12 protein-coding genes are annotated in these 15,089 nt (G+C 35.2%); 1 reads left to right on the top strand and 11 read right to left on the bottom strand.

Annotation, left to right across the window (positions count from 1 at the left end):
* Positions 1–2 precede the first annotated feature (2 nt).
* The 5 genes from EKM01_RS13440 to surE all read right to left on the bottom strand — a co-directional run bounded on the left by EKM01_RS13440 (position 3) and on the right by surE (position 4,961).
* Positions 3–2,039, bottom strand: coding sequence for a ComEC/Rec2 family competence protein (locus EKM01_RS13440; RefSeq protein WP_126768646.1), 2,037 nt, complete (start codon positions 2,037–2,039; stop codon positions 3–5).
* Positions 2,040–2,134: 95 nt separating this feature from the next.
* Positions 2,135–2,653 (bottom strand): C40 family peptidase, encoded by a 519-nt coding sequence (locus EKM01_RS13435; RefSeq protein ID WP_126740419.1) that lies wholly within the window; start codon positions 2,651–2,653, stop codon positions 2,135–2,137.
* 49 nt (positions 2,654–2,702) lie between these two features.
* Positions 2,703–3,815 carry a lipid-A-disaccharide synthase gene (gene lpxB / locus EKM01_RS13430; protein ID WP_126457468.1) on the bottom strand — a complete coding sequence of 371 codons (1,113 nt, stop codon included), beginning with the start codon at positions 3,813–3,815 and terminating at the stop codon, positions 2,703–2,705.
* 101 nt (positions 3,816–3,916) lie between these two features.
* Positions 3,917–4,189 carry a hypothetical protein gene (locus EKM01_RS13425; protein WP_126768645.1) on the bottom strand — a complete coding sequence of 91 codons (273 nt, stop codon included), beginning with the start codon at positions 4,187–4,189 and terminating at the stop codon, positions 3,917–3,919.
* On the bottom strand, positions 4,182–4,961 hold the full coding sequence (gene surE, locus EKM01_RS13420) for a 5'/3'-nucleotidase SurE (RefSeq protein ID WP_126457467.1): 780 nt from the start codon (positions 4,959–4,961) through the stop codon (positions 4,182–4,184). The genes EKM01_RS13425 and surE overlap by 8 nt, the downstream gene beginning before the upstream one ends.
* Positions 4,962–5,167: 206 nt before the next feature.
* Here surE and EKM01_RS13415 point away from each other — a divergent pair, with 206 nt between their 5' ends.
* A complete protein-coding gene (locus EKM01_RS13415) occupies positions 5,168–7,426 on the top strand; it encodes a carboxy terminal-processing peptidase (RefSeq protein ID WP_126768644.1) in 2,259 nt (752 codons plus the stop codon).
* Positions 7,427–7,782: 356 nt separating this feature from the next.
* Here EKM01_RS13415 and rodA read toward each other — a convergent pair whose 3' ends face one another.
* The 6 genes from rodA to purH all read right to left on the bottom strand — a co-directional run bounded on the left by rodA (position 7,783) and on the right by purH (position 15,008).
* On the bottom strand, positions 7,783–9,018 hold the full coding sequence (gene rodA / locus EKM01_RS13410) for a rod shape-determining protein RodA (RefSeq protein WP_126457465.1): 1,236 nt from the start codon (positions 9,016–9,018) through the stop codon (positions 7,783–7,785).
* A gap of 5 nt (positions 9,019–9,023) precedes the next feature.
* Positions 9,024–10,973 (bottom strand): penicillin-binding protein 2, encoded by a 1,950-nt coding sequence (gene mrdA, locus EKM01_RS13405; RefSeq protein ID WP_126768643.1) that lies wholly within the window; start codon positions 10,971–10,973, stop codon positions 9,024–9,026.
* Entirely contained in the window at positions 10,970–11,476 is a 507-nt protein-coding gene (locus tag EKM01_RS13400) for a rod shape-determining protein MreD (protein WP_126457463.1), read from the bottom strand. The genes mrdA and EKM01_RS13400 overlap by 4 nt, the downstream gene beginning before the upstream one ends.
* On the bottom strand, positions 11,469–12,293 hold the full coding sequence (gene mreC / locus EKM01_RS13395) for a rod shape-determining protein MreC (protein WP_126457462.1): 825 nt from the start codon (positions 12,291–12,293) through the stop codon (positions 11,469–11,471). Before mreC ends, EKM01_RS13400 begins: the two co-directional genes overlap by 8 nt.
* 106 nt (positions 12,294–12,399) lie before the next feature.
* Positions 12,400–13,428 carry a rod shape-determining protein gene (locus tag EKM01_RS13390; protein WP_126452939.1) on the bottom strand — a complete coding sequence of 343 codons (1,029 nt, stop codon included), beginning with the start codon at positions 13,426–13,428 and terminating at the stop codon, positions 12,400–12,402.
* A 53-nt stretch (positions 13,429–13,481) separates the two neighbouring features.
* On the bottom strand, positions 13,482–15,008 hold the full coding sequence (purH, locus tag EKM01_RS13385) for a bifunctional phosphoribosylaminoimidazolecarboxamide formyltransferase/IMP cyclohydrolase (protein WP_126743520.1): 1,527 nt from the start codon (positions 15,006–15,008) through the stop codon (positions 13,482–13,484).
* Positions 15,009–15,089: the final 81 nt, after the last annotated feature.

The following is a 15,089-nucleotide window of genomic DNA, read 5'->3' as shown; positions in this document are numbered from 1 at the left end:
TATTAATTCAATTTATAAAATCCCTTTTCGCCTGTTGCGTGAAAAGGGATTTTCTGTTTCTCGCAACTGGCTTTCCATTGTTTTTGTATGGATTTAAAGTTGGACGCATCAGCCACAACTAATTTTGGCTTCATTATTTGGAGTAGGCGGTCCATATTTATTTTAGAGGATTGTGTCAATACAATAACATCCGGATTGATGTTTTTGGGATACACTCCGGAATGGTCTACAATAAATATTTTTTCTCCTTTAAAATACAGGAAATTTCGGAGTTCTTTTTTCTGTCGTAAAGTGCTCAGGTTTCCAATGCAATAGGATTTTATAAGACTGTTTTCTTGTGCCGTTTTTAAAAGACTGTCATTGGCGTAAACAATGATATTTGCTCCATTTCGTTCAGTGATCAAGGTATTCTTTCGGCTGTTGAAAACAATAAATTCCTGCTCGTTTTGCACGTTCCAATGGGTTGTAAAACAAGAAAATTGCACAACTATAATACAAGTTAAAGCGATTGCTAATTTGTGGAAAGTAGGTTTTTTAAACCAAATGACAAGGCTTATTAGAGCTAAATAACTGCTGAGTAACAGGTATAAATTAAGCGGAATATCTTGAATTATAAACTGTTCTATCGAAGCTATTGCGTTGATAATCTTGTTTAAATAGTAAATACTGGTTTCCAGCAGGTGGGAGAGAAAAACCGGAATAAGGTCAAATGCGGCCAAAATCATTACCAAAACGCCTACTATCATTATGAAACTCAGTACTGGAATAATGATTAGATTGGTCACAAAAAACAAACCCGGAAACTGATGAAAATAATAAATACTCAGGGGTAAAGTACCTATTTGCGCCGCCAAGGAAACGGTGAGAATGTTCCAGACGTATTTTGAAGCTTTGTTTTCTGGTTGCCACACAGAGGCCAAAAGAGGTTGCAGCCAAATAATGAAAAACAAAGCAATGTAACTCAACTGAAAACCAACGTCAAATAGAAACGAAGGCTCAAAAAACAAAATCAATAACACAGAAACTAATAAAGTATGGTAAATATTGACGCTTCTGCGCAGATGATTCCCAATAGCCACAAAGGAAAACATAGTCACCGAGCGAACTACTGATGGTGCTAAACCTGCAATTATACCAAAAATAGACAAAGATGCCAGAATAAGGAGTAGTTTAAGGAACGAGCCTTTTTTTGTATTTGGAATCGGCTTTAGAATATAAGTTACAAAAAGCAAAATGAAGCCAATATGCAGTCCTGAAACGGATAAAATATGTACGGCTCCCGCATACTGGTAATCCCGTATGATATCAGGTGAAATATCTTGTTGTTGCCCCATGATCAGAGCAATGGCAACATTCAATTCCGTTTTATTGAAGTTGTTTTTTTCTAAATTCCGAATAATTCGCGTTCTCAATTTTGAAGAATAGTACCAGATATTTTTCGCTGTTTTATTTCCAATTTTTATTTCATCACCAGCAGCAAACAGTTGTGCATAGATTTGTTTGTTTTCAAGGTATTTGCCGTAGTCAAATTGATTCGGATTCATAGGTTGTTTATTCCTTGACAACGTGCCTTTGATTAGCAAAGGGGTTCCTGCTGCAAATACGGGGTTTAAATGATTTTTTTGAACGTTAAGGAGCAATCGGCCAGACTGTTCTTTTTCATTAATATGGTTGACAAGGACTATATAACGGTCGCTAAATAAGGAGCTTTTCAGCTTTTCTCTAACAACAACAGAAATAGAATGAGGCTGCTCAAAAGCATTTGTATTGTGGGTGTAGTTGTCCTTTTGAAAATAATCCGTGTGGGTTACTTGTGTAGTGGTTCCAATGATAAAAGACAAAAAATAAGTGGCAATACCAAAATAAGCGGTACGGGTGTTGCTTTTTTTGGATAAAAAAAACAACACCCCAAAGAGACTCATAGCGGTTAAAAGTATAACAATGACTGCTGCTAATGGAGGATGAAGGTAAAAAGCGAAAAGAAGTCCTGAAACAAACCCAATTGTTATTCTTGCCAAAGGAAATTGTAGTACTTTCATGACTCTAAAGTACATATTTTTAGTACGTAACGAATTTATTTTTTTTGAAAATAGGTAGAAATAGAAACACAGGGATTAGTAATGAAGAACTCGAGCTATAAAACCCTGTTGAGTTGAGCAAATCTGGTTTTGTAATACACTTCTTTTGTGGAGGAAATCATAACGCCTCTTGAGGTCGACGCATGAATGAATTTTATCTCGTCTTCATTGACTTCAATGACTATTCCTACGTGGTTTATTTGTCGGTTTCTATTGGTTTTAAAGAATATCAGATCCCCTTTTTTAGCTTTTTCTTGTTCATGATCTAAAATAATACCGTGTTTTGATTGTTGAATCGAGGTGCGAGGTAGACTTATTTCATTTGAATCAAAGATGTTGACCATCAAGCCGGAACAGTCAAAACCTGATTTTGTTGTCCCGCCATACCTGTATTTCACACCAATATTTTCAGCAGCGGCATCGATTAATTGTTCGACCAGACGGTGTGCTTTCCTTTTTTCGGATTGAATGGATTGCTCTTTTGGGTCTGCTTTTTTCGAGTTGGTTATCGGGGAAGTTGATTTACAAGCCGTAAAAAAGGTAAGAACCAATACAAGAAATAGAAAATGTTTCAAAAGAGTGTAATTTTTTTGTAAAGGGAGCTATTTATAAATAAGAGATAATCTACAGTAAATCAGACACGATGAGTTTTGCTGTTTTTTCACTAGCGCCAATGCCACCTAATTGCTGTTCTAATAACGCATATTTTTCTAAAAGAGTATTGCGGTGGTTGATTTCTAATATCTTTTTGAGTTCTTCTCGAATGCGTTTTGGATTGCATTGCTCTTGAATTAGTTCGGTCACCACCTCCTCATCCATAATTAAGTTGACTAATGAGATGTATTTCAGGGTAATAATTCGTTTAGCAATTTGGTAGGAAGCCCAGCTGCCTTTGTAGCAAACTACTTCCGGCACTTTGAAAAGCGCTGTTTCCAGTGTTGCCGTTCCTGAGGTTACTAATGCAGCTGTTGCATTACGCAGTAAATCATAGGTTTTATTAGAAATGAATTTAATGTTTTCTTGAGTGATGAATTCTTTATAGAAAGAAAATTCCTGACTTGGCGCCCCTGCAATCACGAACTGATAGTCTGGAAAATCATTTGCCACACTGAGCATGACTGATAACATTTTAGTTATTTCCTGTTTTCGGCTACCGGGTAAAATTGCAATTATCGGTTTGTCGTTTAATTGGTTTTCTGTTCTAAAAAGGATTGAATCAACTTCGGGTTGGTTGTGGATGGCATCAATCAGTGGATGCCCGACAAATTCTACCGGAAAATGGTGTTTGTCTTCATAGAATTTTTTTTCGAAAGGCAAAATCACATACATTTTATCAATATCACGCTTGATAGCTGTAATTCTGCTTTCTTTCCAAGCCCAAATTTGTGGAGAAATGTAGTAGTGCGTTTTCATTCCTAACGCTTTTGCCCATTTTGCAATCCGTAAATTAAAACCAGGATAATCAATGAAAATAAGAATGTCCGGCTGAAATTCAAGAATGTCTTTTTTGCAGACTTTGATGTTGCTTAAAATAGTTTTCAAATTAAAAATTACCTCAATAAAGCCCATAAAAGCTAATTCTCGGTAATGTTTTACTAAGGTTCCGCCTGTTGTATTCATTAAATCGCCTCCCCAAAACCGAATGTCAGCTTTAGGATCTTTTTTATAAAGTGCTTTCATTAAATTGGAACCATGCAAATCGCCTGAAGCTTCCCCTGCTATAATGTAGTATTTCATGTTTGTTGGATTAGAAAGGTATAAATTCAGCATTTAAATTTATAAATTCAGGTCTGTTATAAATGGTATGTCAATTTACAAAGGTAAACTAATAAGCCTTCTTAAATAAACAAAGTGAGTACTGTCATTAGTATGATGGCCAATACGACACCACGCGCCATCATTTCTTTATTCATTTTTAGCAGAATGCCAAAGGCTATCAACGTAAGGATGGATCCCAGTGTGATGATTTTTCCTAAATTTCCCTGCGCTTTTATGATCTGAATTCCAATGATAAACTGGAAGTCAGTAAAAAAGGTAATAAAGAGATAGCAACCAACTAGTGTAGTGAGAAATCCTATCAAAATTCCCCAGACTAAATCGTTCTTATTCATTCCATTTCCAGGTATTAAGTTGCTGTATGGCATGATGTGCTGTTAAGTCAAATTGAACTGGAACAACTGATATGTATCCATTTTCGAGCGCCCATTCGTCTGTGTCTTCGCCTTTGTCCTGATTGACAAATTCTCCTGCCAGCCAATAGTAATCCCTTCCTTGCGGTGTTTTTCTTTTATCAAATTTTTCTACCCAAAGTGCTTTGGCTTGGCGACAAATACGAATTCCTTTGATGTCCTTTTCGTTTAATTTTGGGAAATTAACATTTAAAACGACCCCTTCTGGAAGTCCATTTTCTAAAACTTCTAAAGAGATTTTGCGTATAAAAGTTTTGATCGTTTCAAAATTGGCGTTCCAGTCATAATCTAAAAGAGAGAAGCCTATAGCTGGAATTCCCTCTATTCCTGCCTCGACTGCCGCACTCATGGTTCCGGAGTAAATTACATTTATGGATGAATTTGAACCATGATTGACACCGGAAACACATAAATCTGGTTTTCTTTTTAGGATTTCATTTACAGCCAGTTTCACACAGTCCACTGGAGTTCCGGAGCAGCTGTACTCTAAAAATGGATCACTATCTTTAGAGATTTTATTCAAATACAACATGCTGTTTATGGTAATGGCATGCCCCATGGCACTTTGTGGATTGTCAGGCGCAACCACGACGATTTCGCCTATTTCTGCCATAACGGCAATTAAGGCTCGAAGTCCCGGTGCCGAAATTCCGTCGTCATTCGTTATTAGAATTAAAGGTCTTGTTTTTTTCATTATATCTGTTTGTAAAAAGATTGATTATTTTTGATTTTCGGAGTATATGTAATCCCCCTGAATGAAATCACTAAACAAAATATAAAAATAGGTTATGTTGGTTGATTTAACTTAAAATAATAAAAACAATTTATATCTTTAACAAAAATTTATGGGGCTACTGCTGCGGTTGGCATAGTTTTTACCATAATTTAGATTAAAAATTCATGAATACAATTCTTAGCTTTATGAAAAGAAATTATAAAATCATACTTGTTGTTGTATGCCTTTCGTTAACATTGTTTGCTTTTAAATATAATGCATCAAAAGAGAACGACCCAGAAAAAGATAAATTACTCCTAGAGTTGTTGACTTTTGTAATCCAGAAAGGACATTACAATCCTGCCGATATTAACGATACTTTTTCAAAAGGAATCTATAAAGATTATATTGTGGCTTTAGATCCATCTAAACGTTTTTTCCTGCAATCCGATATCGATGAATTTTCGAAATTTGAGTTGTTGTTAGACGATCAGTTGTTGAATAAAGACTTGTCTTTTTTTAATCTTACCTATGATCGTTTGATGAAAAGAATGGAAGAGAGTAAAAAGATTTATAAGGATGTCTTGAGTGAGCCTTTTGATTATTCTGTTGATGAAAGCTTTAATATAGATTATGAAAAGGCTCCCTATGCTAAGACTGCAAGTGAATTAAAGGATAAATGGCGTAAGCAAATTAAATTATCAACTCTTTCTTCTCTGGTAGATCGTTTGGCTTTACAAGAAAACAAGACTAATGAGGCAAAACTGGATGCTGCAATACTGAAAAAAGAGGAAAAATTAAAAGAAGAACTTTCTAAAGAAACAGCAAAGGACAGCACGGTAACCCCAGATAAACCAAAGACTTTTGAAGAATTAGAAAAAGAAACCAGAAGAAATTCTGGAAAATCATTAGATGAATATTTTGGGTTTATAAAAGATTTGGATAGAAATGATTGGTTTTCTGTGTATATAAATTCTATTACGGCTCGTTTTGATCCGCACACGAATTATTTTGCTGCCGAAGAAAAAGAACGATTTGATGTAAGTATAAGCGGAAAGTTAGAGGGAATTGGTGCCCGTCTCCAAAAGAAAAATGATTTAACTGAGATTTCGGAACTTATTTCCGGTGGTCCCGCATGGAGAGGGAAACAACTGGAAGCAGGAGATTTAATAATGAAAGTAGGGCAGGGCTCCGGAGTTTCAGTTGATGTTGTTGGGATGCGGCTTGATGATGTGGTAAAGAAAATTAAAGGACCAAAAGGTTCGGAAGTCCGACTTACAGTTAAAAAAGTAGACGGAACAATCAAGATTATTTCTATTATCAGAGATATTGTTGAAATTGAGGAAACGTACGCCAAGTCAAGTATCGTGAATAAAAACGGGATGAAATATGGGATAATTTATTTGCCTAAATTCTATATTGATTTTGAAAATAAAGACGGTAGAGATGCCGGTAAAGATGTTGCTATTGAAGTCGAGCGACTGAAACAATCCGGTGTTGATGGAATTGTTCTTGATGTTCGCGATGACGGAGGCGGATCATTATCCACGGTTGTAGATATTGCAGGCTTATTTATTGAGCAGGGTCCCATTGTTCAAATTAAATCAGCAGGAAGAAAAAAAGAAGTGTTGTACGATCGAGATAAAAAAATAGAATGGGATGGCCCTTTAGTAATTATGGTGAATAGTTTTTCTGCCTCAGCTTCTGAGATCTTAGCAGCTGCAATTCAAGATTACAAAAGAGGAATTATAATTGGGAGCAAACAAACGTACGGTAAAGGAACCGTTCAAAATGTGATTGACCTGAACCAGTTTGTGCGCAGTAGCTCCGTTGGGGATTTAGGTGCTATTAAGACCACCACACAAAAATTTTATAGAATCAACGGTGGTTCTACTCAACTAGATGGGGTACGAAGTGACATCGTTATGCCGGATCGTTATGCCTACTTGAAAATGGGAGAGCGCGATATGGATAATGCAATGCCTTGGGACAAAATTGATCGGGCTGACTACAGTGTTTGGACTAATAATGACAACTTTAATCAGGCGATAACAAATAGCAAAAACCGTATTAGTAAAAATGCACAGTTTCAATTAATTGAAGAGAATGCGAAGTGGATTGATAGTAGAAGCGAGGAGAATGTGTATAGTTTGAATATTGATACATTTAAAATCGCACAATCTGAAATTGAAGAAAAAGCTAAAAAATACAAACCAATTGTAGATTACAAAAATCTACTTACGTTTACTTCACTGCCTCATGAAGCAGATGCAATTAATAAAGACGCTTCTTTAAAAGAAAAAAGAGAAAGATGGCATGAAGCTTTAGCAAAAGATATTTATGTTGAGGAAGCACTGAATGTATTAGAAGATTTGCAATCAAAAGCAATTTCTAAAAAAAGCATTCCTGTTAAAATTAAAAAAGATAAATTAGCGAAATCTTAGGTAGTTTTTCAGCAAGTTTCAGTCAATAATAATAGAAAAACCCTGTACATTCTTAAGAACGTACAGGGTTTTTCTATTTGGGTAATTGTTTTTTCGAGTTTTGTAACTCAGTGAAGGAGACTAGATAAGTAAATCAATGCTGTTTATCTATCAATTTAGTGTGCTAAAATGTTACTGAAAAAGACCGGATTTATTGCAAATTACCATCTGAATTTTGGTATTAACGTATAACTTTAGGATTCAATTCAATGTAACAATAAGATAAATATATTTATTGTTTAGGTCTTTGATTCAAAAACAAAGAGTAATAATCCATAGTGAGGTTCGTGGATTACTTTTGTCTTAAATTTGTCAAATTACCATTCATTTACTTTATTGGCATCCATTTTTATAAATATAAAAAGCAATATTGTAAAACCCCAAAGACCGGAACCTCCGTAGGAAAAGAAAGGTAAGGGTACGCCTATGGTGGGGAAAATACCGGCTACCATGGCTATGTTTACAAAGAAATGAGTAAAAAGTACGCCTGCAACACAGTAACCATATACTCTGCTAAACTTTGTTTTTTGTCTTTCGGCAAGGTATATTATTCGAAGAAGTAAACAGGCAAAAAGGGCGATTACAGCCAGAGAACCCAGAAATCCCCATTCTTCGCCTACAGTTGTGAAGATGTAATCCGTGTGTTGTTCCGGTACAAAACCACCTTTGGTTTGTGTTCCTTCTAGGAATCCCTTTCCAAACCAGCCTCCAGATCCTATGGCTATTTCGGATTGATTGGTGTTGTATCCAATTCCTTTGAGGTCAACAGTTTTTCCTAAAAGAATATTAAAACGATCTCGGTGATGTTGTTTGAACAGGTTGTCAAATACATAATCTACAGATAGCACAAATCCAGAAATCAGGGCAAAGATAATACTGCTCAAAACAATATTTCGGTCTGCCAGTCTTGATTTGAAATGAACCAATATTATAATTGCTAATCCAATAAGTATTACATATTCTGGTTCTAATAATAAGGTAAACACAAATAAAAGAATTGTAATAAATCCAGTCCAAACATACCAAGCCGGAAGTCCTTCACGATACAAAACAATGATGAATATGCTGTATATCAATGCGCTTCCAGGGTCTGGCTGAGGCAAAATGAGTAGCACAGGTAGGAAGATTATGGCAAGAGCCTGTATTTGTCTATTGACTTCTTTTAAATTAATTTGTGTGTCACTCAAATATTTGGCTAATGCTAATGAAGTGGCTGCTTTTGCAAATTCAGAAGGCTGGATCGTGAAGCTTCCAATAGCATACCAGCAACGTTGACCAGCAATTGTTTTGCCAAATAAAAACAGCCCGGCTAATGTGAGTAGTGATACTCCAAAGATGATACTCGCATATTTCTCATAAAATTTCCCGTCAACCGAGAGTATTATGAATATTAATGGAATGGTCAATACGATGAAGATCAGTTGTTTTTCATAGGTGTCTTGCATCGAAGACATAGAGGAGGAATAGATATTTAACCAGCCCAAAATAACTAATACCGCATAGATGATTATGCTTATCCAATCAATATTATTTGTGATACTTTGGTTTTTCATTACATTTAAATAACTTGTTTTTTTACTTTTGAGGCATCTGTTTTAATCCTTACGGCAGGAATTGTTCTTTTATTTAAAAGCGAGTCGCTAATGCGTAATTGCAATTTGACTGCGTCAGAAAGTCCACCTAATTTGGCATATTGACTTTGTAAGCTGGTTGCAAGTATTCTTTTTTCCAGATCTATCCTTGTGATTTTTTGTCTTAGGTATTTTTCAATCATCAAACTGGCAATTGGTCCCGCTATTGTTGATCCAAATCCCCCATTTTCAACCATGATAGCAATGGCAATTTTCGGATTGTCTTTTGGTGCAAAAGCTACAAATATGGAATGATCTTTAAGTTGAATTCTTTTGCCTCCAATTTTAGCAAAATTTTCAGCTGTACCGGTTTTACCACAAATATCTATTCCTTCGACTTTAAGTGCGCTAGCAGTCCCCATGTTGTACACATCAAACAAACCGCTAATTATGGGTTTGAAGTGTTTTTTGTCGATGGTAGTGGTGTGTTTTGTCGTGAATTTTTTATCAATTTTGTGGCCTTCAATTTTTTTGATGATGTGAGGGGTGTAATAATAACCTTCATTTGCAACAGTTGCCATCATGTTAGCAAGTTGTATGGGTGTCATTAGAACTTCGCCCTGTCCTATTGAATTAGAAACGATCGTGGTACTTCTCCACCCTCCATTTGGATAGATGCGTTTGTATGTTTTAGAATCCGGAATATTTCCTCTTTTACCTGTTGGTAAGTCATATCCCATAAATTGTCCCAGTCCAAAGCTTTTTATGTGGTTGCTCCAAACATCAACAGCTGTGGACGGTTTTGTATATTTGTTTATTGTCTTCATATACGCTGTGGCAAAATAGGAATTGCAAGATTCATATATACCTCTGTGCAGCTGAAGAGAACCTCCTCTACAATGGCATCTCATAAATCGACCTCTTGCATAACTAAAACCATTATTGCAGGATACGCTTGTGTTTTCATCTATTACACCTTCTTGTAGAGCAACTAAGCCAGTTAAAATTTTAAACGGTGATCCTGGCGGATATTCAGCTAGTAATCCTCTGTCATACAGTGGCTTTGCTATTGAATCATGGTATAGTTGGGTGTAGTTTTTAGAGCGTTGTCTTCCTACCAATATTCCTGGATCATAAGAAGGAGCGGTTACCAGTGCTAGTATTTCGCCAGTGCGAGGTTCTATAGCAACAATTCCGCCTCTTTTATTAATCATCAATTCCTCTCCGTATTTTTGAAGTTCGGCGTCAATAGTAAGATTTATATCTTCTCCTTGCACGGCTATAGTGTCGTATTTCCCTTCTTTATAGGAGCCAATTTCCCTATTGTATTTGTCTTTTTGAATGTATTTAACCCCTTTTACCCCGCGTAAAAGATCTTCATAGCTTTCTTCAACTCCCTGTCTTCCAATTAAATCACCGCTATTGTAATATGGATTTTTGGCTACTAGTTTTTCATTTACCTGAGTGATGCCCCCAAAAACATTGGCTCCAAAATTTACTTCATAATCACGAAGGGAACGTTTTTGAAAATAAAAACCTTCATATTTTCTTATTTTTTCTTGAAAAGCTGCAAATTCACTTTTATTCAATTGTGATAAAAAAACAGAGGGTAACCGCGGACTATATATTCTAGCTTTTTCAATTCTTTTAATGAAATCTTCTTTTGAAATTTTCAACAATTGACAAAGTTCTAAAGTATCTGTGTTTTTTAATTCTCTAGGAATGACCATAATGTCATAAGATGCTTGGTTCGCAACCATTAATACGCCTTTACGGTCATAGATGTAGCCTCTTTCAGGATATTCATATTTTTTTTTAATTGCGTTATTTTCAGATTTTAACTTTAAGGTGTCATCCACTATTTGCAAATAAAAAATACGCAATATTAGTAAAGAAGTAGCAAGAATGATTAGGGAAGGCAATAGTGCTTTTCTCATCTTTTATTAGGCTTAATAAGGTATATTATAATTATGCAAATAAGGAGTGTGAATATGGTACTCAATAAAGTTCGTAATACGACATCTAAAATAAAGCTAAATTGAAAAGCTTCCAGCAAAAACATCGTAAAATGATGAATGGTAACCGATAGTAATAAAAAAGAAAATCTTTCTGGGGTTAATACATCATTCAGTTTTATAGTTTGGTATTCATAACTTAACCCAAAGGAGAACTTAAAAACAGAAGGTCTAAAGTAGGCTAATACTAAGCAAGCGGTCGCATGTGTTCCTCCAGAATTACTGAACATATCCATGATAAGGCCTAGTAAAAAACTAGCAATTAGTAGTCCTGATTTATTTCCATTTACGGGATAAAGTATGATAAATAACACATAAGGAAATGGGCTTATATACCCAAAAAAATTCATGTTATTAAATATGATAATCTGAATTGCTAATAACAAAAGGAATCGGGAAATATTGACTAACAGTGCGCTATTCATCCTTATTTCTTTTTTCTAAATTAATAATTTCTTCACGATCTTTACGCGTTATAATATAAACGTGACCTAGATTTGTCATATCGTTAAATAATTTAACATTTATGGTGTAATAATTAGTCTGATTGTCTATTTCTATTTTGTCAATAGTTCCTATGTTGATGTTTTCTGGAAATATTACAGATTGCCCCCCTGTTACAATGGTGTCTCCTTTTCTAATAGCGGCTAATCTAGGAACATCTATCAATTGTACAAAGCCAGTACTTTTTCCGTTCCATATCAAAGATCCAAAATGATTGGATTTTTTGATTTTAGCATTAATTTGAAATTTCTTATTTAAAATGCTAATCACAGTGGCATAATTAGGGGAGGTATTTTCTATGATTCCTATAATTCCTAAGCTGTTTATAACGCCCATGTCTGGTTTCACACCTTCTAGTTCTCCTGAATTTAAGGTTAAATAATTTTCGTGAGTACTATAAGAATTGTGTATTACCTTAGATACTAATATATCTCCTGATTCGATCCCTTTTAGACTGTCTAGTTTTTTTATTGCAGTGGTATCTTTTTTGTTAAATATAAGACTCTTTAATTTTGCGTTTTCAAGCGCGAGTGCTTCATTTTCAGTTTTTAAATTCAAATATTCATTAAGGTTGTTTACCTTTTCATAGACACCTCCGCTTAGAAAATTTGCAGAACTAATTATTTTACTTCTGTGAAAGGAGTGGGATTGAATGGTAAGGGATAATGAAATACCCAAAAGCAGCAAAAACAGTAACCGATTACTGTTTTTAAAAATAAAATTAAATATTTGCTGCATTTTCTAACGGTATAATATAAATAGCTGTCTGTTTTATTTTGGAATCTAATAGTTGTTGCTGGATGCTATCTCAGTCCTGTAAATTGACAAGAGTAGCTATAACAAATTACTTGATTAAAATACTTTTAAATTTAGCAATGTTTTTTAGTGCCATTCCTGTCCCTCTTACTACAGCTCTTAACGGATCTTCTGCAATGTAAACTGGTAAATCAGTTTTTTGTGAAATTCGCTTGTCAAGACCTCTTAACATGGAGCCTCCACCGGCAAGGTAGATTCCTGTGTTGTATATATCGGCAGCTAGTTCTGGGGGAGTTTGTGATAACGTTTCCATAACGGCATCTTCAATTCTTTGAATTGATTTGTCTAATGCTTTTGCAATTTCTCGGTACGATACTTCTACCTGTTTTGGTTTACCAGTAAGTAAATCTCTACCTTGAACGGACATGTCTTCAGGAGGTGTTTCTAAATCTTCTATTGCTGCGCCAATTTGAATTTTTATTTTTTCAGCTGTACTTTCTCCAACAAAAAGATTGTGTTGGGTACGCATATAATATACGATATCATTTGTGAATACATCACCAGCTATTTTTACTGATTTGTCACAAACAATACCACCTAAGGCGATTACGGCAATTTCAGTTGTTCCACCACCTATATCTACAATCATGTTTCCTTTTGGTTGCATAATATCAATACCAATACCTATTGCTGCTGCCATAGGTTCGTGTATTAGGTATACTTCTTTACCGTTTACTCTTTCACAAGACTCTTTTACGGCTCTCATCTCCACTTCGGTAATGCCAGAGGGAATACAAACGACCATTCTTAACGCAGGAGTAAACATTCTTTTCTTTAGCGCGGGTATGCTTTTGATAAACATACTTATCATTTTTTCTGAAGCATCAAAATCAGCAATTACACCATCTTTCAAAGGGCGTATTGTCTTAATGTTTTCATGTGTTTTACCTTGCATCAAGTTGGCTTCTTTGCCCACAGCAATGATTTTACCAGAAACTCTGTCTCTGGCAACAATTGATGGACTGTCTATTACAACTTTATCATTATGTATGATTAAAGTATTAGCGGTACCAAGGTCTATCGCGATATCCTCAGTCATGAAATCAAAAAATCCCATAAATTTTTTGGGGTTAAAATGTTATAAATTTGAAACGCACAAAGTTAAACAAATTAATGTTTAAAATGACGCGTTCCCGTAAATACCATTGCAAGTTTATTTTCATTGCAATAGTCAATGCTCAAATTGTCTTTGATGGATCCGCCTGGCTGAATTACCGCAGTAATACCTGCTTTTTTAGCTATTTCAACACAGTCTGGGAAAGGGAAAAACGCATCACTTGCCATTGAGGCTCCATGTAAGTCAAATCCAAAATTTTTAGCTTTTTCTATCGCCTGTACTAAGGCATCAACTCTGGATGTTTGTCCTGTACCGGATGCAATAAGTGTTCCGTTTTTAGCAAAAACAATCGTGTTTGATTTGGTGTTTTTACAAATTTTGGAAGCGAAAATTAAATCCTGAATTTCCTGTTCAGTAGGAGCTGTTATGGTAACGGTTTTTAAGGCTTCTTTATTGTCAGTTACCGTATTTCTTTCTTGAATTAAAAGTCCGTTCAAGCAGGTTCGTACCGTTTTTTGGGGTAACGCAACCTCGTTCTGAACTAATAGGATTCGGTTTTTCTTTTCTTGTAAAATAGTCAGGGCCTCAGTATCATATTCGGGGGCAATGACCACCTCACAAAATAATTTGTTTATCTCTGTTGCAGTCACTGCATCAATTTTAGTATTGGAAATTAAAACACCTCCAAAGGCAGATGTCGGGTCACAAGCTAATGCGGCTAAATAGGCCTCAGTAATAGTTGTTCGTGTCGCTAAACCACAAGCGTTGTTGTGTTTTAATATGGCAAATGTAGGGCCGTCATTGTTGAATTCAGCTATCAAATTTACAGCTGCATCTACATCCAACAAATTATTGTATGATAATTCTTTTCCGTGCACTTTGTTGAACATAGCCTCAAAATCTCCAAAGAAAAATCCTTTTTGATGTGGGTTTTCACCGTATCTCAGCACTTGACCGTTAGGAATACTTTCTTTGTAAATGGTTTCGTCAGTATTAAAATAATTGAAAATTGCAGTGTCATAATGAGAAGAAACATGAAATGCTTTTGTTGCCAATAATTTTCGGTCTTCCAGTGTTGTAGCGCCATTTTGATCGATAATTAAATCTAAAAGCAAGCCGTATTGATCTACCGAAGCCACAATTACGGTATCCTTGAAGTTTTTTGCAGCAGCACGAATTAAAGAAATACCACCAATATCTATTTTTTCAATGATGTCTGCTTCACTTGCTCCTGAAGCAACCGTTTTTTCAAAAGGATATAAGTCAACAATGACTAAATCAATTTGTGGAATGTTGAATTCTAGCATTTGTTGTGCATCACTCTCATTATCTTGGCGATTTAGTATTCCACCAAAGACTTTTGGGTGTAATGTTTTTACTCTTCCACCCAAAATAGAAGGGTAAGAGGTCACATCTTCAACGGGTATTACGGGAATTCCTAAATTTTTTATAAAATCCTCAGTCCCTCCAGTAGAATAAAGTGTAACATTTTGACTGTTTAGTTGTCTTACTATAGGTTCTAATCCTTCTTTTGAAAAGACGGAGATTAATGCAGATTGAATTGTTTTAGTTGTGCTCATTATGTAGTTATAGTTATAAAATGCAAAAATAGTTTTTTAATGTCAAAATTAAGCCATTTGAAATTGAGATAATTGTAATTT

Source organism: Flavobacterium sp. RSP46 (assembly GCF_003984825.1).
Lineage (GTDB): Bacteria > Bacteroidota > Bacteroidia > Flavobacteriales > Flavobacteriaceae > Flavobacterium.
The sequence above is the reverse complement of the archived record's forward strand: the minus strand, read 5'-3'. Positions and strand labels throughout refer to the sequence as shown.

Coding starts and splice junctions, on each gene's coding strand:
- EKM01_RS13440 (WP_126768646.1), bottom strand. CDS start 2,039: ATGAAAGTACTACAATTTCCTTTGGCAAGAATAACAATTGGGTTTGTT.
- lpxB (WP_126457468.1), bottom strand. CDS start 3,815: ATGAAATACTACATTATAGCAGGGGAAGCTTCAGGCGATTTGCATGGT.
- EKM01_RS13425 (WP_126768645.1), bottom strand. CDS start 4,189: ATGAATAAGAACGATTTAGTCTGGGGAATTTTGATAGGATTTCTCACT.
- surE (WP_126457467.1), bottom strand. CDS start 4,961: ATGAAAAAAACAAGACCTTTAATTCTAATAACGAATGACGACGGAATT.
- EKM01_RS13415 (WP_126768644.1), top strand. CDS start 5,168: ATGAATACAATTCTTAGCTTTATGAAAAGAAATTATAAAATCATACTT.
- rodA (WP_126457465.1), bottom strand. CDS start 9,018: ATGAAAAACCAAAGTATCACAAATAATATTGATTGGATAAGCATAATC.
- mrdA (WP_126768643.1), bottom strand. CDS start 10,973: ATGAGAAAAGCACTATTGCCTTCCCTAATCATTCTTGCTACTTCTTTA.
- EKM01_RS13400 (WP_126457463.1), bottom strand. CDS start 11,476: ATGAATAGCGCACTGTTAGTCAATATTTCCCGATTCCTTTTGTTATTA.
- mreC (WP_126457462.1), bottom strand. CDS start 12,293: ATGCAGCAAATATTTAATTTTATTTTTAAAAACAGTAATCGGTTACTG.
- EKM01_RS13390 (WP_126452939.1), bottom strand. CDS start 13,428: ATGGGATTTTTTGATTTCATGACTGAGGATATCGCGATAGACCTTGGT.
- purH (WP_126743520.1), bottom strand. CDS start 15,008: ATGAGCACAACTAAAACAATTCAATCTGCATTAATCTCCGTCTTTTCA.